This is a genomic window from Ruminococcoides intestinale, from assembly GCF_040095935.1.
GTDB classification, from domain to species: Bacteria; Bacillota; Clostridia; order Oscillospirales; family Acutalibacteraceae; genus Ruminococcoides; species Ruminococcoides intestinale.
Genome location: NZ_JBBMFQ010000009.1, coordinates 26,928 through 48,335 on the forward strand (window position 1 = coordinate 26,928; position 21,408 = coordinate 48,335).

General features: G+C 37.5%; 19 protein-coding genes and 2 pseudogenes. 6 read left to right on the forward strand and 15 right to left on the reverse strand.

The genetic code is table 11. The annotated features are described in order from the left end of the window. Nucleotides 1–165 precede the first annotated feature (165 nt). Nucleotides 166–1,860 carry a DUF1653 domain-containing protein gene (locus tag WMO31_RS10680; protein WP_367999692.1) on the forward strand — a complete coding sequence of 565 codons (1,695 nt, stop codon included), beginning with the start codon at nt 166–168 and terminating at the stop codon, nt 1,858–1,860. A gap of 216 nt (nt 1,861–2,076) precedes the next feature. Then, on the forward strand, nt 2,077–4,161 hold the full coding sequence (locus tag WMO31_RS10685; RefSeq protein WP_367999693.1) for a glycogen debranching protein: 2,085 nt from the start codon (nt 2,077–2,079) through the stop codon (nt 4,159–4,161). 196 nt (nt 4,162–4,357) lie between these two features. On the opposite strand, the gene WMO31_RS10690 is transcribed toward WMO31_RS10685, so the two are convergent. The 5 genes and pseudogenes from WMO31_RS10690 to WMO31_RS10710 form a co-directional block, all read right to left on the reverse strand. Continuing rightward, nucleotides 4,358–6,217: a carbohydrate-binding domain-containing protein gene (locus WMO31_RS10690; RefSeq protein ID WP_367999694.1), complete on the reverse strand. Its 1,860-nt coding sequence runs from the start codon at nt 6,215–6,217 to the stop codon at nt 4,358–4,360. Next, complete coding sequence (locus WMO31_RS10695) at nt 6,207–6,902, reverse strand: DUF4956 domain-containing protein (protein ID WP_367999695.1); 696 nt, start codon at nt 6,900–6,902, stop codon at nt 6,207–6,209. The genes WMO31_RS10690 and WMO31_RS10695 overlap by 11 nt, the downstream gene beginning before the upstream one ends. Beyond that, nucleotides 6,895–7,611, reverse strand: coding sequence for a polyphosphate polymerase domain-containing protein (locus WMO31_RS10700; protein WP_367999696.1), 717 nt, complete (start codon nt 7,609–7,611; stop codon nt 6,895–6,897). The genes WMO31_RS10695 and WMO31_RS10700 overlap by 8 nt, the downstream gene beginning before the upstream one ends. 177 nt (nt 7,612–7,788) lie before the next feature. Further along, nucleotides 7,789–9,015 (reverse strand): sensor histidine kinase, encoded by a 1,227-nt coding sequence (locus WMO31_RS10705; protein ID WP_367999697.1) that lies wholly within the window; start codon nt 9,013–9,015, stop codon nt 7,789–7,791. Next, nucleotides 9,008–9,684 (reverse strand): annotated as a pseudogene (locus WMO31_RS10710) (response regulator transcription factor). The gene WMO31_RS10705 and the pseudogene WMO31_RS10710 overlap by 8 nt, the downstream one beginning before the upstream one ends. A gap of 193 nt (nt 9,685–9,877) precedes the next feature. Between WMO31_RS10710 and WMO31_RS10715 the strand changes: the two are divergent. From WMO31_RS10715 to WMO31_RS10725, 3 genes are all read left to right on the forward strand, one after another. Further along, nucleotides 9,878–11,233 carry a sodium-dependent transporter gene (locus WMO31_RS10715; RefSeq protein WP_046433680.1) on the forward strand — a complete coding sequence of 452 codons (1,356 nt, stop codon included), beginning with the start codon at nt 9,878–9,880 and terminating at the stop codon, nt 11,231–11,233. Between the two features lie 441 nt (nt 11,234–11,674). Further along, the gene (locus WMO31_RS10720; RefSeq protein WP_242958589.1) at nt 11,675–12,037 is read left to right on the forward strand and encodes a recombinase family protein; all 363 of its coding nucleotides are present in this window, start codon (nt 11,675–11,677) and stop codon (nt 12,035–12,037) included. Next, complete coding sequence (locus WMO31_RS10725) at nt 11,970–12,200, forward strand: DUF4368 domain-containing protein (protein WP_242985671.1); 231 nt, start codon at nt 11,970–11,972, stop codon at nt 12,198–12,200. The genes WMO31_RS10720 and WMO31_RS10725 overlap by 68 nt, the downstream gene beginning before the upstream one ends. 688 nt (nt 12,201–12,888) lie before the next feature. Here the strand turns inward: WMO31_RS10725 and WMO31_RS10730 are convergent. The 10 genes from WMO31_RS10730 to WMO31_RS10775 form a co-directional block, all read right to left on the reverse strand. Next, complete coding sequence (locus tag WMO31_RS10730; protein ID WP_015524126.1) at nt 12,889–13,467, reverse strand: DUF5028 domain-containing protein; 579 nt, start codon at nt 13,465–13,467, stop codon at nt 12,889–12,891. After that, the gene (locus WMO31_RS10735) at nt 13,451–14,107 is read right to left on the reverse strand and encodes an ATP-binding cassette domain-containing protein (RefSeq protein WP_015524127.1); all 657 of its coding nucleotides are present in this window, start codon (nt 14,105–14,107) and stop codon (nt 13,451–13,453) included. The genes WMO31_RS10730 and WMO31_RS10735 overlap by 17 nt, the downstream gene beginning before the upstream one ends. Before the next feature lie 14 nt (nt 14,108–14,121). Further along, the gene (locus WMO31_RS10740) at nt 14,122–15,033 is read right to left on the reverse strand and encodes a hypothetical protein (RefSeq protein ID WP_117524779.1); all 912 of its coding nucleotides are present in this window, start codon (nt 15,031–15,033) and stop codon (nt 14,122–14,124) included. Further along, nucleotides 14,955–15,656 carry a hypothetical protein gene (locus tag WMO31_RS10745; protein WP_015524128.1) on the reverse strand — a complete coding sequence of 234 codons (702 nt, stop codon included), beginning with the start codon at nt 15,654–15,656 and terminating at the stop codon, nt 14,955–14,957. The genes WMO31_RS10740 and WMO31_RS10745 overlap by 79 nt, the downstream gene beginning before the upstream one ends. Continuing rightward, entirely contained in the window at nt 15,646–16,470 is an 825-nt protein-coding gene (locus WMO31_RS10750; protein ID WP_117952095.1) for a hypothetical protein, read from the reverse strand. Before WMO31_RS10750 ends, WMO31_RS10745 begins: the two co-directional genes overlap by 11 nt. An 18-nt stretch (nt 16,471–16,488) precedes the next feature. Continuing rightward, a complete protein-coding gene (locus WMO31_RS10755; protein ID WP_304010855.1) occupies nt 16,489–17,181 on the reverse strand; it encodes a hypothetical protein in 693 nt (230 codons plus the stop codon). Nucleotides 17,182–17,301: 120 nt separating this feature from the next. Continuing rightward, the gene (locus tag WMO31_RS10760; RefSeq protein ID WP_015524130.1) at nt 17,302–17,763 is read right to left on the reverse strand and encodes a DUF2712 domain-containing protein; all 462 of its coding nucleotides are present in this window, start codon (nt 17,761–17,763) and stop codon (nt 17,302–17,304) included. 124 nt (nt 17,764–17,887) lie between these two features. Continuing rightward, the gene (locus tag WMO31_RS10765; protein WP_181979581.1) at nt 17,888–18,232 is read right to left on the reverse strand and encodes a hypothetical protein; all 345 of its coding nucleotides are present in this window, start codon (nt 18,230–18,232) and stop codon (nt 17,888–17,890) included. Nucleotides 18,233–18,318: 86 nt separating this feature from the next. Continuing rightward, nucleotides 18,319–19,020, reverse strand: a complete 702-nt coding sequence (locus WMO31_RS10770) for an RloB family protein (RefSeq protein WP_015524131.1) — start codon at nt 19,018–19,020, stop codon at nt 18,319–18,321. Between the two features lie 4 nt (nt 19,021–19,024). Then, complete coding sequence (locus WMO31_RS10775; RefSeq protein ID WP_367999698.1) at nt 19,025–20,380, reverse strand: AAA family ATPase; 1,356 nt, start codon at nt 20,378–20,380, stop codon at nt 19,025–19,027. 570 nt (nt 20,381–20,950) lie between these two features. Between WMO31_RS10775 and WMO31_RS10780 the strand changes: the two are divergent. After that, a pseudogene (locus WMO31_RS10780) lies at nt 20,951–21,408 on the forward strand (sodium-dependent transporter); the annotation flags it as partial.

A 21,408-nucleotide genomic window follows, 5' to 3' on the forward strand; every position in this document is an offset into this window, starting at 1 on the left:
TCCTCCGAGATTTTTTTAAAATCATTTTTAAATCATCAATATGTTACATTGTAACACAAATTATTCAGTTGCACAATAGAAATTTTAGTGTTATAATTATGACTAATGTACACAAAACACTGCATTCGTACATTGCTTTATTCTGTGCAAAAAGGAGATAATATAATGGGATATATAAATGAATCCGTAATTTATAATATTTATCCGCTCGGTTTTTGCGGAGCACCAAAGGAAAATGATTTCAAACAGGAATACAGACTTGACAAAATTTACGGCTGGATTGACCATATGAAGTCAATGTCGGTAAACGCACTTGTTTTCAACCCTGTTTTTGAAAGTTCAAAACACGGCTATGATACTATTGATTATAAAAAAATCGACTGTCGGCTCGGTGACAACGAATCTTTCAAAAAAATTTGCAAAACACTTCACGATAACGGCATCAGAATTATGCTTGACGGCGTTTTTAATCATGTGGGAAGAGATTTCTTCGCTTTCAAAGATGTTCGTCAGAACCGTGAAAATTCAAGATATGCGTCTTGGTTTGAAAATGTAAACTTCTGGAACAACAGCCCGTATAACGACGGTTTCAGCTATGAATGCTGGGCAGGTCACTACGACCTTGTAAAGCTTAATCTCCACAATGACGAGGTAGTAAACTATCTTCTTGACTGTGCAAGATTTTGGATTGATGAGTTTGATATTGACGGACTTCGCCTTGATGCGGCTGACTGCATTGACATTGAATTTTTCAAGAAATTAAAAAATGTTTGCAAAGAGAAAAAGTCCGATTTCTGGCTCTACGGTGAGATTACCCACGGCGATTACAATCATTGGGCAAATCCCGATGTGCTTGACTCGGTTACAAACTACGAATGCTACAAAGGCATTTATTCAAGCCATAATGACCACAACTATTTTGAAATTGCTCATTCTCTTAACAGACAGTTTGCTAACGGCGGTATTTACAGAAATATCTACACATATAATTTCGTTGATAACCACGATGTAAACCGTGTTGCAAGTATGCTTAAAGACAAAAATCATCTTAACAATGTTTACACGATGATGTATACAATGCCCGGAGTACCGTCAATTTACTACGGAAGTGAATTCGGCATTGAGGGTATGAGAACTGCCTACAGCGATTATGAGCTTCGTCCCTGTCTTGACCTTGATTCCATCCCGAATCCGAACTATGAACTTCTTGAGCATATCAAAAAACTCGGTGTAGTAAGACTTGCACTCGAAGCTCTCAAGTACGGCGATTTTGAAAACATAAATATTCAGAATGAAAAGCTTGTATACAGAAGAAAAACCGACAATCAGACTGTTTTTGTTGCATTCAACCTTACAGACCGTGTTGAAAGAATCGGTTTTGACACAGGCTGCAACGCAAAGCTTACAGATGTTCTCAACGGCAACGAAGTTATTGATGTAAACGGTTACTATGAAATTGAAATGCAGCCGTATCAGTCAAGGATTCTTGTTGTTAATGATGGAAGTTTCAGGGTTGATTTCAATGCAGACAATACAGATTGCAGGGCATCTGAAATTGACGAAGCTCCTGCAAATGAAGAAACTTCAGTTAAAGCTGTTAAAACAGAAAATTGCTGTGAAAGCAATTCGGACAATGCCGAAAATACGACAAAAGAAATCAAGCCGGGTATTTACCTACATTTCAAGGGCGGCGAATATGAGGTTATCAACTTTGCAACCCACAGCGAAACAGGTGAAAAACTTGTAATTTACAGAAATCTCCACAACACAAGTGAAGTGTGGGCAAGACCTGTCGAAATGTTTGCCGAAAAAGTTGATGTTGACGGCAGAAAAACAGACAGATTTACTTTTATAGGTTGACAATAAGCGTAAGCAAATGATTAAAAAGACCGAATATATTTTTTATTCCGGTCTTTTTTTGTGTAAAAATACTGCTTTTTAATCGCGATGACAAGATTTGACTATATTTTTGCAAATAGTGTGTTGAATAAATCACATAATATGATAAAATAGACATATGTTGTGTTATGACTGAATTTTTGTTTTTTTGAGAGTAACTTAGGGGGATTGAATATTATGTTGAGGGATTTAAAGCCAACCGATAATGTAGGTGGTTTCGATGTCAGGCCCGGCAACTTTCTTTTAAACGGTGCAACAACCGTTTCCGGCGGTGTAAACTTTACTATTCATTCGGTTTATGCCGTTGAGTGTACATTGCTTTTATTCAGACCTTATGCAAAAATTCCGTATGCAAGGCTTAGATTTCCGGATTCTTACAAAATCGGCAACACCTATTCAATGCTCGTGTTCGGTCTTGATGAGATTGATTTTGAGTATGCATATTTCTTTGACGGTCCGTATGAACCCGAAAAAGGCATTATTTTTGATAAAAAGAAATACATTCTTGACCCATACGCAAAGGCTGTAATCGGTCAGAGCGGCTGGGGTAAAAAGCAGGAGCATGAGGGTGTTTATAAGGCAAGAGTTGTAAACAGCGACTATGACTGGGGCAACTGCACTCAGCCGAAGCTTCCGTTTGAAGAGCTTATTATTTATGAATTGCATGTAAGAGGCTTTACTCAGGACGGCTCCTCAGGCGTTAAAAACAAAGGCACATTCGCAGGTATCCGTGAAAAAATCCCCTATCTTAAAGAACTGGGCATCAATGCCGTTGAAATGATGCCTATTTTTGAGTTTGACGAAATGGGCTCATATCGTAATTATGAGGGTCGTCAGCTCTACGATTACTGGGGCTATAACACCGTATGTTTTTTTGCTCCGAACACAAGCTATGAGAGCGACCACGAGCATCATCACGAAGGCAGAGAGCTTAAACAGCTTGTTCGTGAGCTTCACGAAAACGGAATTGAAGTTATCCTTGATGTTGTGTTCAACCACACGGCAGAGGGCAATGAAATGGGACCGTATTTCTCGTTCAAGGGCATTGACAACAACATTTACTATATGCTCACTCCGGACGGAAAGTATTACAATTTCAGCGGTTGCGGCAATGTTCTCAACTGCAATCAGCCGATTGTGCAGCAATTTATACTTGACTGTCTGCGTTATTGGGTAACAGAATACCGCATTGACGGTTTCCGTTTTGACCTTGCGTCAATTTTGGGAAGAAACGAGGACGGTACTCCTATGGATAAGCCTCCGCTTCTCAAGAGCCTTGCGTTTGATCCGATTCTCGGCGGAGTAAAGCTTATTGCAGAGGCATGGGACGCAGGCGGACTTTATCAGGTCGGCAGTTTCCCGTCATGGAACAGATGGGCTGAATGGAACGGAAGATACCGTGACGACCTCAGAAGATTTCTTAAAGGCGACAGACACCTTGCATGGGATGCGGCTCAGAGAATTACAGGCTCAAGAGATTTGTATGACCCTACCTACAGAGGCTACAATGCGTCGGTAAACTTTCTTACCTGTCATGACGGATTTACTCTTTATGATATGTATTCATACAACGAAAAGCACAATCTCGAAAACGGCTGGAACAATACTGACGGTGCTAATGACAACAACAGCTGGAACTGCGGTGCCGAGGGTGATACAAATGATTACAACATTAACAAACTTCGTATAAAAATGGTTAAAAATGCCTTTGCAACTCTTATGTGCAGTCAGGGACCTGCTCTTTTCCTTGCAGGTGATGAATTCTGCAACACTCAGTTTGGCAACAACAACGCTTACTGTCAGGACAACATTATCTCATGGCTTGACTGGACAAGAAAAGAAAAGCATAAGGATGTATTTGAATTTTTTAAATATATGATTGCTTTCAGAAAGAGATTCCATATTATTACAGACAGCAGAGGCAAGGCAACATGCAGTTATCCGCCTGTCAGCATCCATTCAAATGTTGCGTGGAGTGCCAAGTATTACGATGATACAAGAATGATTGGCGTTATGTATGCCGGTGTAAGTCTTAAACAACAGGGACTTGACGAGTTTGTTTACTTTGGCGTCAATGCTTATTGGGATTATGTAAATGTTGAGCTTCCCGACCTTCCCGAAGGATACCACTGGAAGCTTTATGTAAACACAGGCAACGAGCCTCAGGATGTAATCCTTGAGGACAGAAATGTTATTCTCTATGACAGACGAATTAATATGGCAGGCAGAAGTGTCATTGTTGCTGTCGGAGAAAGATATTAATTATAAGGACAATTTCTTTGTTTAAGAAAACCGCCCCTACACGAAAATGTGTGGGGGCTTCATGTTTTTATATATAATTTCTAAATTCTTTAATAATCGGAAAACAAAAAACAATTTTAGGAGCAAAAACAGGAATCGTCCATGCGAGCGACTCCTGTTTTTTGTATGAAAATATTGAGAAAGAGTTAGTTTAGCTTTACAGTCTGTTGCCAAAGCCTCCGCCCATATTGCCGTTGGGCGCTTGACCTCTGCCGTTCGGACCGCCTTGTCCGCCACCGTTAGGAGTTCTGCCCTGAGTGGATTCGCCGTAGATAATATCCGACATTTCAATTGTTGTACTGCTGTCACCTGTTGTAAGTGTGTAGGTTGAGCCTTTTTTGACATCGGGTGTGCTTACAACTACCGAATTATATTCCCGCGTCGGAGTGAATGAAACAAGCACATTGCCGTTGCTGTCTTTGAGAACGACTTCACCGCTTGTATTGGTTGCCGTGTTTGAAAGGATTGAACCCTGTGTTGAAGATGAGCCGAAGTTCTGAGTCATTCCGCTCATACCGACCGCAACGATTGTACCGCCCGTAATCTGTGCGTCACCGTTATAATCGAGAGCGCCGTTGTCGTTGTCCGAGGGACCTGTTACAAAGATTTCACCGCCCGATACACAGAGCGAGCCGTTGGAATCAAGACCGTCACCCTTTGCATCAACTGTAATCTTTCCGCCCGAAATTGTGATTTTGGCATCGCTGTCGGCTGAAAAATTATCCTGTGGCATTCCGCCGCCGTAACCGCTTGAATCATTACCGCCTGCGGCATTGAATCCGTCATCGCTTGACACAACAGAAATTGTACCGCCGCTTACCGTAATTTCAAATCCTTCAATACCCTCGTAGCTTTCAGTTACATTGATTATACCGCCCGAAATTTTAAGGCTGCTGTCGGCATGAATACCGTCATCACCCGTTGCAATTGTAAGATTGCCGTTTGAAATGCTGATATCAGCGTTTGAATGAACAGCGTCATCTGCACAGTCAAGGCTGAGTGTACCGCCCGAAATTGTGAGATTTCCGCCTGCCTTAATACCCTTTGCGCTTGCGGTATCACTGTCTGTGCTTGATGAAGCATCTTCCATTCTGCCGAATTCTTCCTGTTTTTTCTCGGCATTTGATGCACCGCCGCCCGACTTGATTGTTGCGTTGCAATCGAGAATTGTCAGGTATGCCGACGCATCCATTCCGTCGCCGTCACTTGTGATTCTGAAAGTGCCACCTGCAATATATATGAATCCGAGTGAGGTATCATCGGCATTTTCGCTGTGAATACCGTCCTTGTCGGAATTGAGCGTAAATGTACCCGATGCGATTCTCACGCTGTCCTTGCCGTCAAGAGCGTGTGAACTTGATGTAATCGAATATGTACCGCTTGTGATTTTTAAATCGTCCTTTGACACAATGCCGTGTCCGCAGTTTGTTGTGATTTCAAGACTGCCGTTGCCGTTGAGAGTGATATCATCTTTCGAGAAAATTACCGCATCAACATTGTTGTCACCGTCTGCCGTGAATTGCTTATTGTTTGTAAGAACATTTTTACTGTTTTCGGCAAGAGTGATAAACAGCTTGTCGGTCTGCTTTACATAAATCGGTGCGCCTGTGTTTGAATTGATTGTCACTCCGTCAAGTATAAAACGGATTTTTTCATTTTTGTCACCGTCAATAATAATCTGACCGTCAGAGAGCGTACCCGAAACGATGTATGTTCCCTCCTCGCTTACGGTTATCGTGTTACCGTCAATCTTAACGCTTTTAAGACTGCTTGTGCTTGCATTGTCTGAAAGTGTAATCGTTTCGCATTCCGATTCGTCATATCCGATTTCCTTGTCCCTTGCCGTAAACATTTCATCATCGGTTGATGAATCGTCTGCATTTGATGAAGTTGAACTTGATGATATTTTTACTGTTGCCTCATCGGCTGTCTGTGTGTCGGAATTTGAACAACCTGCAAAAGTTGCGGTTACAAATGCCGAAAGCAATACAGCCGAGATGATTTTTTTAAAGCTCATTAACAGTCGCCTCCTGTGCCGAGAGCATAATTTCAAGGTTGCCGTTTTTGCATCTTAACGCATCAATAAATTCCTTTTCAAGGCTTGGATCTCTAAGTGTGACATGATAAGTCAGCTTGAACATACTGCCCATATTGGTGGTTTTTGCAGAAAGCATCTTGTAGTTTGTTGTGTATTTTTTAAGAAGATCGTCAAACATATTTGTGTAGTCGAGATCCTCGGGAATTGTGATTCTCAGCGACCTTTCACGGTCGGCAGATTTTGATAAACCGATATTTGTAAGATTGCAGATTAGGAACGCAGCTCCTAAAATGAGGGCGAATACTACTGCAAATCCGAGATATCCCATACCTGCAACAAGACCTGTACCCATTGCCATAAAGATTGAACAGATTTCCTTTGCACTTCCGGGTACCGAACGAAAACGAACAAGGCTGAATGCACCTGCAACGGCTACACCGGCTCCGATATTGCCGTTGACCATCATAATTACAACGCAGACAATTGACGGCAGAAGTGCAAGAGTTGTTACAAAGCTTTTTGTGCATTGGTTCTTGTAGGAATAGACTAACGCAAGAAAAATTCCGATTGCAAGTGAAACTCCCACGCATAATAAAAACATCGGAACAGAAATTACGCTCTGCGTTGTCGAATCAAATACACCTGAAAATAAATTATTAAGCATAGTGCTTTTCCCCCTTGAGTGATCTTTCAAAAATGGTTTTGTAGGCTGTGCCGTACTTTGAAAAAGATGTTTTATAGATGTGATTTTCGCTTAAAAACATTGTCAACCACATTGGAATTGCCGCCGCAGTTTTGACCTCAAGCAGAACTTGATTTTTCTTCAAAATCGGTTCGCCGTAAACTCCTTTGCAAAGTGAAAGGTCGTAATCCCTCCACAAAATGTTGCGGTCAAAGGTCATTCTGAAATCGCTATCTGTTTTTGAAAAGAATGCCTCTCGCTCATATGAGAGATAAACCGTAGGTTTCGGATTGTTGTAGAAGTTGAGAAAATAATCAATTTCACGGGTAATCTGCGTATCCTTAACAGGGTTTCTTTCACAGAGAAATTTCATTGCATCCTGTTCACTCATACCGATTCTGCGTTTATAGACAACCGACTTGTACTTCTTTTTTAATTCCGCAAATACGGTTGAATCATTTTTCGGAGTGCCGTAACTGCGAAGTCTGAGTTTTTCTTTGTAGACAGGCTTTTCAATTGAATGTCTGATGAGAAGATAATCGGGTGTGTCAAAATAGAGATTACATATTGTGCTTTTTCCGAATTCATCCCCCTGCATATATTTTTTCATAAGCTCTTTGAGCTGAATGTACTGCTGTGTTGTCAGCATAAATTTAAGTTCGTAACGCTTGAATATATTTTTAACGCCCATTGTAAGACCTCCCTATCTTTACCTTTTCTTTACTATGGCTATATAATAATTTACAAACTTTAAATGAAATTTAAAAAATGGGGAATTTTAAAATATTTTATTTGATCAAACCAAATAAATAAAAAAACACAAAGTACCGATAAAATACTTTGTGTTCTTAAATATTATTTTAAAGAATTAAAATACAACCGTTATTTCTAACGAATTGCCGTCGGGGCTTTTGGCGTGGATTTTGGCTTTATGGGCGGTGGCTACGGCTTTGGCGATTGAAAGGCCTATGCCGCTGCCGCCTGTTTCGCTGTTTCGGGAAGAATCGGAACGGTAAAATCTTTCAAAAAGAATATCGTGATTGCCTTTTTCAAGTGATGTTGTCGAGTTTTTGACGGTCAGTTTTTTGTGTCCCGACTCCTCAACAAGCGACACGGAGATATTTCCGTTTTCTGTGCTGTACTTTACCGCATTGTCAACGAGAACGGATACAAGCTCTCTGATTGTCATTTCGTTTCCCCTCAGCAAAATTCCGTTCTGCACATTTATATCAAGCGTTTTACCGCTGTTCATTGCTACTGTCGAAAAGCTGTCAGCCGTTTCAAGGACTGCGTCCGAAAGTGAAAATTCGGTCATTTCAAGCTTGCCCTGATTTTCATCCATTCGGGCAAGGAAAACGAGTTTTTGCGTTAAAGATGACAATCTTTTAATCTGATTGCGTATGCTCTGCGTCCACTCGCTTTCAGCCCCTGTCATTTCAAGAACCTCCGTGTTCGCCTCAATAATCGTGAGCGGTGTTTTTATTTCGTGGCTTGCGTCCGTAATGAACCGTTTTTGCTTTTCATAGCTTTCGGCAAACGGCTTGACTGCGATTTTCGAGAAAATCAATACAAGTGCAAACACAACGAGTATGCCTGCAATACTGATCAGTATGCTGATTACAAGAAATGACCAAAATGACGAAAGCTCCCTTGAACAGTCAAGAAATATATACAGCGTACCGTTTGACTTTGGCACGGCTTTGTATCGGTAGTTTCCGTAAAAACCGCTGTCGGAATTTTTGGCATAAAGATCTGCTGCATACTCGGACGCCTCCGATGTGGTTATGGCAGCTATTTTGCCCGTATCAACTGTTGTAACATTTCCGCTTTCGCCTATTGTTACCGTAAAATATCTGGTTTCAAACGGTGCTTCGGGCGACATTTTACCTCCGCCCCTCATACCGCCATCCTTGTGCGGTTGACCGTTTTTCGGAAAAGTTCCGTTGTTGCCCTCTATGAGGGACAGTCGGCTGTCGGCTTTGTTGACAACATCAATATAGCTGAATGTGTTGATAAATCCTACTGTCAGCACAAGCACACCTATAAGTGAGCACATTGCAATTGCTATGAATTTTCTTCTCAGGGATTTAATCATTTTTAGCCTCCAGAGAATAGCCCATATTTCTTGCCGCTTTTATCTGGACATTCGCACCGACTTTGGCAAGCTTTTTTCGGAGATATGATATGTAAACCCACACAACATTCTGCTCTGTATCGGAATCGAATCCCCAGATTTTCTCCATAAACCTGTCCGGCGAAATAATCTGCCTCGGATTTGACATAAACATTTCAAGCATCTGATACTCCTTGTTGGCAAGTCTTATACTCGCCTTATCGGAGGAAAGCTCACAGGTTGAGCGGTTGAGGGTTATATTTTCAAATGTAAGATTAGGCGATTCGGTTTCGGATTTTCTGCGTGTAACAGCTCTGATTCGTGCAATAAGTTCCTTTGCGACAAACGGCTTTGTAACATAATCGTCAGCACCGCTGTCGAGTCCGAAAACCCTGTCATCAATTTCACTTTTTGCCGTAAGCATGATAACCGGCAGGTCAAGTCCATCATGACGGATTCCTTTCAAAACTGAAATTCCGTCAAGCAACGGCATCATTATGTCGAGAATTGCACAATCATAGTCACTGCCGAGAAGATAATCAAGCGCATCTTTACCGTTATAAACAGCGTCAACCGAATATCCGTTATGCTTTAAAATTGCCTGAGAGCCTTTGAAAGCTCTTTTTCATCCTCTGCAAGTAAAAGTCGCATTTGGTAACCTCCCGAAAGTTTTCTTATTCTATTATATATTTCAAACCTTAAACAAGACTTAAATGTTTCTGTCAATAAAAGTATACAAAGCTTTTTAATTCCTGTCAAATTGCATAAATAAAAAGTTTATTCCTTGAAATATCGGTGAAAAGTTTGTATAATTAAAGCAACAGTATTTTTAAGGAGAATATTTATGCAAAGAGAAAATTTTAAGTCGAGAACAGGTTTTCTCCTTGTAAGTGCAGGCTGTGCGATTGGCATAGGCAATGTCTGGCGTTTTCCGTATGTTACGGGCGAAAACGGCGGCGGATTGTTCGTGCTTTTTTATCTTGCATTTCTTGTGCTTATGGGAATTCCCGTTCTGACAATGGAGCTTGCAGTTGGCAGAGCAAGCAGAAAAAGTGCCGTATTAAGCTATAAAACACTTGAAAAGCCAAAGAGCAAATGGCACATTCACGGTTGGCTGTGCATGATAGGCTGTTACCTTTTGATGATGTTCTACACGCCTGTTTCGGCTTGGATGTTAGATTACTTCTATAAATTTGCAACGGGAACATTTAAAAGCGGAATGAACTCAGAACAGGTTTCGGGAGTGTTTAACAACCTTATGGCATCGCCTGTTGAGATGATTATATGGCTTGCGATAATCGTTGTATTCGGATTTTTTGTATGCAGTCGAGGACTTCAAAAAGGCATTGAAAAGGTCAGCAAGGTTATGATGGTTGCGTTGCTTGCACTGATTATTATTCTTGCAATCAACAGTATGATGCTTTCAAATGCGGGAGAAGGCTTGAGCTTTTATCTTGTTCCCGATTTCGGAAAGGTTAAAGATGTAGGACTCGGCAAGGTAATCACCTCTGCAATGAGTCAGGCGTTTTTCACACTCGGACTCGGAATCGCATCAATGGAAATTTTCGGCAGTTATATGAACAAAGACCGCACGCTTTACGGTGAGGCTGTTCAGATTTGTGCATTGGACACTTTTGTTGCAATTGTTGCCGGACTTATCATCTTCCCTGCTTGCTTTTCATTTGGCGTTCAGCCCGACCAAGGACCTGCCCTTATTTTTGTGACGCTTCCGAATGTTTTCGTAAATATGACGGGCGGTCGGATTTGGGGTACGCTTTTCTTTCTGTTTATGACATTCGCAAGCTTTTCAACGGTTATTGCCGTGTTTGAAAACCTTGTTGCTTTTCTTACCGACACATTCGGCATGAGCAGAACAAAGGCGTCAATTATCAATGGAATTATTATGTTCTTTGCGTGTCTGCCGTGTATTTTTGGATTCAACATTTGGAGTGACTTCAACATTCTCGGCAAAGGTGTGCTTGACCTTGAGGACTTCGTTGTCAGCAACCTTCTTCTTCCGATTGGCGCAATGGTTTATCTCCTGTTCTGCACAACAAAATTCGGCTGGGGCTTTGACAATTACTTTGAAGAATGTAACACGGGTAAAGGTCTTAAACTTTCAAGAGTGCTGAAGCCGTACCTTAAATACGCACTCCCCGTGCTGATTGTTATTGTGTTCGTTCAAGGCTTTATCGGGTAGGATTAGCAATCCCCTACGGCTCAAATTGTGCAAATTTGTACAATGTTACATTCCTATAAAATAACATATAAAACTAAAAACTGTACAACCATATTCGGCTGTACAGTTTTTTGTTATCTTGTGTTACCTTTTAGACGTGGATTTGTTTTTGTAACATAACCGTCAAACCAGTTGCTACACTTACGCTCGGGCATAGTATGCTTTTGATATTGCAAACTATCTGCACGAATCGGGAAAGCCGACAACCAACTCGGCTATTTACGGTTACAAGAAAGACCCGAACAACAAAAATCATTGGCTGATTGATGAGGAAGCGGCTACAGTCGTCCGCAGAATTTTCCATTTCACAATAGAAGGCTGCGGACCTTATGACATAGCCCGCACGCTGTTTGATGACAAGGTTGAAACCCCGGCTGTTTACTTTACAAAAAAGGAATTGGAATAAGGAAAAACAAAAAGGAGTTTACCCACCCGTTCAGTTGGAGCGGATATGTTGTCCGCAGTATTCTTGCAAAACAGGAATACTGCGGAGACACCGTAAATTTCCGTACGCACAAGGAATCATATAAGGACAAAAGCTCAGTGAAAAATCCGCAGGAGAACTGGCTGATATTCAATGACACGCACGAAGCAATCATTGACCGAGAAACTTGGGAGCTTGCTCAGAAACTGACAAAAACGCCGAGACGTGTTGACACCACCGGAGTGGCGAATCCGCTGACGGGTCTTGTTTATTGTGCCGATTGCGGTGCAAAGATGTATAACCACCGATTTTTCCGAGCTTACTACGCCGATGATAAATGAGTTTATCGACAAAATTTTAGTTCACGCTCCGTATTATATTGACGGAGAACGTATGCAGGAGGTTGAAATCTATCTCAATTTCATCGGCAAGTTTGAAATTCCTCAACCTCAGCTGAGCGAGGAAGAAATTAAGCGGCAGAAGCAGCTGAAACAGCCCGTCTAAAAAGCAGGGAATGCTATCAGTTGATAAAGGCGAGAAAACACAAGGTTGGCGAGCCGTTTTCACTTAGCTGCAAGGGCTGTGACAAGGTATTTGAATCCAAGCACAGCAATGCTTTGCTAAGATTGTGCAGGCTCAGTCAACAGATCACCACCAACCCTGCGTGAAAGGCTGATAATCATCAACTATCATATTCGACACACTCAAACCGGCAAGTGGAGCATAACGGATTATTCAAAGTCTGTAAAGGAAACTTTGGCGCGGTATAAAGCCGCCGTAAAGCAGATAAACGAAAAGAAAAATGAACGGAAGGGACTTCAAAATGAAAAGAAATCCACTTCCGTTTTTAATATCGCCGCACAGTGAGATTGACGGCAAACTGAATGATGAAATCAATGTGCAAGCTGCCCGTGAATATGCCCGCCGCCGTTGCAACCAAACTCAGACGAGAAATACAATGCGGCACGAACACAAGAGAAAAAACAATAGTTTACCGTTAAAAGGAAATTTAAATATTTTTTCAAGCTTGAACAAGAAACGGATTACGACACCTTGCTGTATTGCAGTTTTGCGTTAATCAGATTTTCGTCATGATTATACAACGAGGCAACTTTTCAATGTCCAAGTAATTCAGCACTAATTATGCTAAACCAACATTGTTATTTATTTGACCAATTTAAATATCTTGAATTTAATTAAATTTGACTTCTGACATTATTTTTTGAGGATATAAAGATGATACCAAATAATACGTTCTGTTTCTAATATCGGTGGAATCATAATTGAGAAATTGTTCAGAAGAGATAGGAACGGGTGCAATAAACGTTTTTTGTTCACCTTTTGAAAGTTTAATATACATTCCACAATCATTGTAATACATAACGAGCGGGTAATAAAATTGTAATGAAAAAGCACCTGATTCAATATGAAAAGCTGTTAAATCAACAGTTATTTCATCATCTGTTGTATTGGAAATTATAATTTTTATTAAGCCAAGATTCAAATCTTCACTTTTCAAATAGTCAGAATTTTCTTCCAAATATTCTGATAAATCATCATCATTCATAATGTCCATACGCTTAAGCATGTATGTATCTGTTATAGTGAATTTTGCATTTTGACAAACAAATGAATCGCCCATTTTATATACAACTTTTTCGTTTTGCGGATATTTTGAATTGATACTAAAAAACCTAATGACACCACATATACATAATACTGTTACAATAAGGAGCGTTACAATAACTTTTAAATTATTTTTCTTTCTCATAAAGACTATCTCTCCTGATGATTTTACCCTGCGCTAATTCTATAGTTTCGTCGCAAAGAGCGTTAATCTGATTTTTGTCATGACATGACAGCAACACAACTCTATCGGGAACTTTTGCGGACAAAATCATTTTTTTGACATTTTCACATGAAGCTTCATCCAACGCATTAAAAGGTTCATCTAAAACAAGTATTTGAGGGTCTTCCATCATCGCTGCTGCTATTCCAAGTTTTTGTTTCATACCAAGTGAATATTTTCGGAAACTCTTCTTTTCGTTTGGGTCAAGCCCTACCATTCTCATAGTATCCACTATTTTTTTATCGTCTATTTTCTTTTGTATTTGAGCGAGAATCTTCAAATTTTGAAAACCGGAGTACTCAGAAATGAACCCCGGATTTTCAATTAAAGCCCCAACACTATCAGGAAACGATATGTCTTTTCCTATGATTTTGTTATTTATTTTTACAAAACCACTGGTAGGTAAAATCAGTCCGCAAATTGCACGCATAAGCATAGTTTTCCCCGAACCGTTCTTACCTACAAAACCGTAAATTTTTCCTCCGGAAAGTGATAAATTTATATTTTCCAGTACAAGATTTTTTGATAACTTTTTTGTATAATTACAAATTTCTATATTCATAAATCTCTCCTACTTTAAATAATGTTTTTTCTTTTGATAATTGGCAAGCCTAAAAATAAACATATAACGATTATTAAAAAGGCAACCTCCAGTTCTGTATATATTGATATATTATTTATGGCGCAAAAATCAGTTCTTATCAACATTGAAAAGTTAAACGGCAAAAATTCGCTGCAATAAAACACAGATGTGGTCATAAGGCAGACTATCATCAAAAACGCGACAACAGGTCCAAATGTAATACTGATAATTGCATCAAATGTCATGTGACAAGTTGTAATCATCCAAGGTAACAGTACTGAGGAAATGAAAATTTCTGTCATACTTTTTCCATAAGTGCTTAGCTCCAAAAATTCTTCAGTTATTAAACTGTTTTGAGTTAATGAAAAATTACCGGAAAACAATGTAAAAGCTGTCGAAATTACAAAAAACAGTAAATAGTACAAAGTTGAAGAAACAACACACCAAACTATTTTACTCAACCACCATAAATATCGGGATTTTACCCGCAAAATAAAGGTATCGGCACTTGTCTGCAAATCGTTTGTAATGTATAATCCCACAAACAAATAAGGAAGTACATTAAAAGAAAACCACGTTATGGGAATATCTACACCCTTATTTGCCTCCGGATCAAAAGGGTCACATCCGGCAAAAACATTCATAAAAAAATCCAGAACACCGCAGTCTACAACCGAATTATAATCACTAAAATATAAGCTAATATTATGCCAATACACGAAATCAATAAATATGAACAGCAACGCAGCAAAAATAAAAAATTTACGATTATGTATGATTCCCTCTGTTATATCATGCGAAAGCAAACGAAAAAAAAGACGAACTTTCAATTTAAAAAATCCTTTCTTTTCATGAACAATAAATTTAGTACGAATACTATAATTGTCCCAAAAATCAAGAGCCAAAAGTCAATATTCCAATCACCATCAAATGAAACTGCAATACATGTTGTGACCGTCACTAAGAACGGAAATACTTTGTTTATTATACAGCCAAAAGCACATATTAATTCAGAAAAAAATATTGTAGGAATTAAAAGACATACAAAAGTTTTCATCACTACTTTTGCAAAGCCTACATTGCTTATGCATCCTTCACACAGATAATAATAGCTTTCATATGAATTCCAATTAATTACTGTTCGTGAAAAAAATCTCGACATACCAAGAACTGCGACGAGGAATAAAATGCAAAAAGCCACAGAAAAAGCAAGAACTTTCAAACTATTTCTGACAACCAATGTATTTCTAAATCTAAAGCGAATATAGGCATTTGTAAAGTTACTGTTTTTTTCGGAAAATATCGTTGAAAGTAATGCGGCGGTTGGTACAAAAAAGATAGTTGTCGTGTGACCCCCGGCGGCTTCCACAAAATCTGCCATACATATGTTGTCTGTTATATCCATCATATTTTTTTTTAAAAAAGCAAAAAAGTAAAACAATACAAAACTGCAGAGTAAACAGAAAACAACCAAATATTTAAAATATGTCATTGCAACAAAAGTTTTTCTACACGCTTTAAAAAACATCTTTTTTCGCTCCAATAAAATAATACGGAAAAAATGAAAGGCAAAAGAAAATCAAAAATAAAATTGTTACAGAAAAGGTAGTCCCACTTTCGCTTGTAGTCGTGACAAGATTTCTGATACTGTAGGCATCAAATCCCAACATTTCAAGACAAAATGATGAAAAAATGTAAATGAAAAAAGGAAAAACAAAAGTCACAAATTTTCTATCTAAAAAGAATGTAATAAACAATGACAAACTTGCTGTTACTCCCGAAAACAAAAATGTGATAAAAATATATATCGATGTATATAATAACGGTTGCACATAAAATAAATCAGCCCACTTATACGCAGGATATATGTTAGTAAATGTATAAGATGCTTCAGGAAGCATTGTCGGTAAAAATATTGAAGAAATGAGAAAACTAAGAACCATTGGAATAGCAACCACGCAACCACCACTTACGAAAACAGCTATGTATTTTGCCACAAGATAATATTTTTTCTTGGCACGAACGCACACATTCCTTGCATATCCCCTGTTTATATCATCATAAAAGGAACTACCAAATGGCAAAGTGGCGAGAATTGGAATAGCCATATAAAAAATGTTTTGCTGAAGATAGATATTATGACTGCCAATCCAGTTTGTATATGAAATTTCAAAAAATCCCATTAAATTTTCATCATTTAAAAATTCAGAATTCAACTGCACACAGTATGGTATTCTTTCAATCGAATACCATGTTACCAATGCTAATGAAATTAGCAAAGAAATTAAAAACAGCCTGTTTTTAAAACTTCTTTTCAGTTCGAATTTAATCATTCTTTGCATTTTATCATTCTCCATTTATTATTTTTCGGATTTGATGACTTGCATAGTTCCTTCTCCTAAAGGATTGCCTGAGAGCACTGTCATCAAATAAAGTTGGTCTTTGTACTCATTAAGTTGTTTGTCCTCAGCAACATATGCTACATTAACATTCAATTTTTTACCGGGTTCAAGTTTTTCTACAAAATAATTTTTTGAAGTCTTTTTCTCACTTGAATTAAAACTTCGTGCTTCGTTATATCCACCGTCTGTACCAAAATGCAAAAGTAAGCTGTTCAATGATACCTCCACATTTTCATTTCCTTTATTCATCATTGTAATGTTAAGCACTACATATGAATATTCATTTGTAATATTTCCTTGGCTATCTTTAATTTCATCCCAGTCCTCAAATGTGTCAAATTCGGGAAGTTCTGCTTTGTTTTTTGAAATGCTTATATCATTTAATTTAACATAAATGCTTGTTCTATCGTCGTACATAGTATCGTATTCAGCACCTTCCTCAAGCAGAACACAACTTTTTGATTCAACTGCTGAATTTTCTGTGGAAGAAATAGAATTTTCATTTGCGACCTGTGTGTTTTTTGCATCAGCATTAGTGTATATATCGTTGATGTCAATAATATCATTTTTTATCAAGTATAAGATGGAAACTATTATAGATGAAGTACAGATGATAATCAAAATAATTACGGTTGTTATTTTTTTATTCAATATATAAACACCTCTATAAGCAACTCCCTACCGCAGTCTAAAAGTCATGCTCTGCGCGCATATATAAAGTCAAAACTTCATTAAAAGGCACAGAGCATAACTTACAAAGCCACAAATATTTTATATGCTGTCAGGACTCCATGCTATGTGGTAACTCACAGCTTCCTTATTCATAATGTAGCCCAAAGTAGCATATTTATAGCCGTCTTCTTTAACATAGTTAGGCAAATAATAATATGTACCCTTTGGTAAATTTTTCATATTCTTAGTTGCCCCATTATAGCTCCATGAACCGTAATATCTGTCTACAGTTTTTACGGAGGAAGTATTCTTATTATTTGTACGCTGAACCCAAGCACTCAGAGAACCTCCTGATGTGCTCTTGTTTTCGCACCAAACAGATGTATAATCTTTCTTCTCACGCCAAATAGATCTGCACGGAGTACCTCCGTTGTTACTTCTCGCACTAATGTTGATAATTGTATCTGAAACATTACCGGCAGAGAATACTGAAAAAGTAAGAGCAGACATCAAAGAAAGAACGACCATACCCAACACAATCATCTTTTTTAGTTTCTTCATCTTTTATCTCCTGTTAATAAAAAATTAAAAGTTTTCAAGATTTGAAATATTAAAACACCGGACTCACTTCATCTCCATTATAGAATATAGTGGTTCAGTTGTCAAGACAAAAAATCTAATCATTTTATAATGAACTGAACCGATATAGTAGAAGTGGTCTTTCATAATATTTATTATCCTGTTTGATAGGTTTTGGAGCAACTACAACCTGTTTACCTGTGATTGTTTCCACCACTTCAATAAAGCTATAACCTTTAACCTCAATTAGATAATTGAGAGCTGTTGTACCTCCAATCCCAGGAGAAAACCACATCCATTTTCCGTTTGAAATTTTCAAGCTATCGTGTGTTCGTGTGGTGTAATTGTTCTTATCAAGTCTTACAAGTTCGTGTGGCTCAAAGTTTTTAAGAATGGTTAGCAAGTTCATTTTCTTTGCTTCAAGCACTACTTTAGGGTCTATATATGGCACTTATTCATACCTCCATTTCTGTTATTTTATCGCAAAAAGAAAAGCCAAGAAATTTTCATTTCTTGACTTAACTCTTTTGCGTATTATTAAATTGCTTTATTATTGCGAATATCATTGATTATCTTTGCAATGTTACAAGTTACCTGTCCTGAGCATTGGTGGATATCTTCATTAATTTTGCATTCTTCAACGATTGCAAAATCAACTTGCTTAACCAGTTCTCCTATAGATTTATTTTTCTTTGGATTAATACCAGACACCTGAGTAAACAAATTTCTTATATATCTTTGATTTCCTACCTTTTCGTTAGAAATTATCTCCTTTTCATTTGGTTTAATATATTTCTCATAAGCATCTTTATAATGCAAAAGTAAAAACAATTCAAATGCAGGATTAGATATACCAAGTATATTATTATTTTCTCCAAATGCTACAACTTCATCAAAATCCTTAACTTTTTCTTCGAAAATATCTGCATCAAAAACGATAATCATCCTATCCATTTCAGCATCAAAAGATATATCTGAGTTAAGTTTTTGCTCCTCGGCAAACTCTATAAGTCTTCTGGGGAAAGATATATTCTTATCTTGTTGAGTCTTTTCGAGAAAGCGAATATCAATATTAGGATTAATTCCCAATTCTTTTTTATAGTCAACCAGCTTTTCGAAATACCACGTTTCAGTATTTGCACCTTCACAAATAAAGAAATATTTTCTATAAGGCTCTATAGCCTCATTTGTGTCGCTCTTTCTTTGATTCCAATTATAATAACTTCTTACCGGTGCCATATATTTATTTCTCCGTCAAATCAAAATTAGAAAACACAGGAATTGCACCATAACGCCCCTCAAGATAAGCTTTGCTCAATGTTTTATCATATCTTTCTTTGAACTTATCCAACGAATAAACATTACTTGTGTTATTTCCATCTCTTTCAACAAACCATATTTCATCACGTCTAAAAAGCTTTTGCTCCATAATAGATGCTTCGTGGGTTGTAAACAACAACTGAGTTTTATGGCCTTTATGGAAATTCATAAAAAGCTCAAGAAAATGTTCTGTAAGTTTTGGATGAAGACTTCTTTCTAATTCATCAACAACATAAATAATGTCATCGTTTTTGTTAAGTAACATATCGAGTAAATCGAAAATTCTTCTTGTACCATCTGATTCTTCATCGAAATTAAAATCATAAAATGATTTTCCATGATAGAGTTTCAAAGTAGATACAATCGGTTCATCGTCATCCAAAGTAACAGTAAAAAAGCTTTTGTCAGTTCTCATGGTCATTCGTGCCGAAGAATATAATGACTTGTGAGCCATCTTGTTTCGTATGTCCTTCATAACTAAATCAAAAACCTTAGCCGGTAAAGCTTTTCTAAATTCCTCAAAATCAGTTTTTTCAACTCTAACTTTATCAATACCAGTATCAAAGGTTTTTATTAATTTATTGATTAACTCTAAGGATGTTTCATCATTATAATATTGAAAGTTATCAAAAGAAGTATTAGGCTTAACGATAATTATATTTTGTGATAACCAACTATAAACCTCCTTGAAGAAAACCAGCTTGGAGTCTTCAGAATATTTTTTGTTTCTATTCATTTCCGTAAGAAACAAAATTGATTCATTACCATCAAAATCATCAGTATATGTTTTGAATTTTGCTTCATCAATTTTGTTTAATTTTACATCTTCGCCCAAGTGTGGAAATTTTTCTTCTTCATTTCTTTCAAATAAACATTTTGCATTACCATTTTGATAAAGCTCATATAACCACTCAGATGTGATTCTTCGTTGATTTAATAAAGCCGTAAAACCATAAGCATAGAATTTATCACCAATCGTGAACTGAATTTCAAACGAGCTATTCTTATTTATATTTTCTTCCTTACATTTACAAAACCATTTTGTAGCTACCATAGGAATTGTATCATTAAGCGTACTTTTCAAAAACCAAAAAAAATCAATAAGATTAGATTTACCTGCCGCATTAGCACCATAGATTACTGCGTATTTAAGTATATTCGTACTTTTAATTTTAACCCTATGATCAGTGCCTTTTTGAATTTTTGTAGAAGAAATCATAGTCATCTCTGTTGGTTCAGAAAACGATTTAAAATTCTTAACTGTCACTTTAATAAGCATTATCAATCTCTCCTTCTTATTTAATATTGTAAAGGAGAATTACAAAAAAGTCAATATGTATCCGTTTATTTGGAGAAATTTTCTCTAAATGACCTATTTATCTCGACAAACTTAACCATAGAGCGATTGTTTTTGATGAATTTTACATTTCATCTTGTTCGCTTTCTTTTCTTGTATCTTGTTTTCGATTCACCCTCATCAGGCTCACCTGTAACAATCTCATTTTCTTTTTACAACTATCACCTCTTCTTAATTTTTACTAAAAATTGTTTTTATCACCTCACTTTGGTTATACGGTGAATATGTTATTGGTTTAGCATATATTTTTTGCATAGTGTTATTATATATCACATTATGCAAAGTTGTAAATATAATTTTGAACGTTGTTTTATTTTTGTAAAATCTGGCAATATAAAATACTTATATTTATACAAATTACCTGTTAATAGACTTTTACGACCTAAATTTGGGTATAAAAAAAGAGCCTACTGGCTCGTAACATAACTATTTATAATTCGACATACTTCTTTATGTATAATTTGTTTTGACTCATACGATGGTACACTTTTAGTGAACTACTCACCTGTTTTGGGTTGGATGTTAGATTACTTCTATAAATTTGCAACGGGAACATTTAAAAGCGGAATGAACTCAGAACAGGTTTCGGGAGTGTTTAACGACCTTATGACATCGCCTGTTGAGATGATTATATGGCTTGCGATAATCGTTGTATTCGGATTTTTTGTATGCAGTCGAGGACTTCAAAAAGGCATTGAAAAGGTCAGCAAGGTTATGATGATTGCGTTGCTTGCGCTGATTATCATTCTTGCAATCAACAGTATGATGCTTTCAAATGCGGGAGAAGGCTTGAGCTTTTACCTTGTTCCCGATTTCGGAAAGGTTAAAGATGTAGGACTCGGCAAAGTAATCACATCCGCAATGAGTCAGGCATTTTTCACACTCGGACTCGGAATCGCATCAATGGAAATTTTCGGCAGTTATATGAACAAAGACCGCACGCTTTACGG

Excerpts from the sequence above, each read along its gene's own strand:
- WMO31_RS10680 (WP_367999692.1), top strand. The coding sequence starts at position 166 with ATGGGATATATAAATGAATCCGTAATTTATAATATTTATCCGCTCGGT.
- WMO31_RS10685 (WP_367999693.1), top strand. The coding sequence starts at position 2,077 with ATGTTGAGGGATTTAAAGCCAACCGATAATGTAGGTGGTTTCGATGTC.
- WMO31_RS10690 (WP_367999694.1), bottom strand. The coding sequence starts at position 6,217 with ATGAGCTTTAAAAAAATCATCTCGGCTGTATTGCTTTCGGCATTTGTA.
- WMO31_RS10695 (WP_367999695.1), bottom strand. The coding sequence starts at position 6,902 with ATGCTTAATAATTTATTTTCAGGTGTATTTGATTCGACAACGCAGAGC.
- WMO31_RS10700 (WP_367999696.1), bottom strand. The coding sequence starts at position 7,611 with ATGGGCGTTAAAAATATATTCAAGCGTTACGAACTTAAATTTATGCTG.
- WMO31_RS10705 (WP_367999697.1), bottom strand. The coding sequence starts at position 9,015 with ATGATTAAATCCCTGAGAAGAAAATTCATAGCAATTGCAATGTGCTCA.
- WMO31_RS10715 (WP_046433680.1), top strand. The coding sequence starts at position 9,878 with ATGCAAAGAGAAAATTTTAAGTCGAGAACAGGTTTTCTCCTTGTAAGT.
- WMO31_RS10730 (WP_015524126.1), bottom strand. The coding sequence starts at position 13,467 with ATGAGAAAGAAAAATAATTTAAAAGTTATTGTAACGCTCCTTATTGTA.
- WMO31_RS10735 (WP_015524127.1), bottom strand. The coding sequence starts at position 14,107 with ATGAATATAGAAATTTGTAATTATACAAAAAAGTTATCAAAAAATCTT.
- WMO31_RS10745 (WP_015524128.1), bottom strand. The coding sequence starts at position 15,656 with ATGTTTTTTAAAGCGTGTAGAAAAACTTTTGTTGCAATGACATATTTT.
- WMO31_RS10750 (WP_117952095.1), bottom strand. The coding sequence starts at position 16,470 with ATGCAAAGAATGATTAAATTCGAACTGAAAAGAAGTTTTAAAAACAGG.
- WMO31_RS10760 (WP_015524130.1), bottom strand. The coding sequence starts at position 17,763 with ATGAAGAAACTAAAAAAGATGATTGTGTTGGGTATGGTCGTTCTTTCT.
- WMO31_RS10770 (WP_015524131.1), bottom strand. The coding sequence starts at position 19,020 with ATGGCACCGGTAAGAAGTTATTATAATTGGAATCAAAGAAAGAGCGAC.
- WMO31_RS10775 (WP_367999698.1), bottom strand. The coding sequence starts at position 20,380 with ATGCTTATTAAAGTGACAGTTAAGAATTTTAAATCGTTTTCTGAACCA.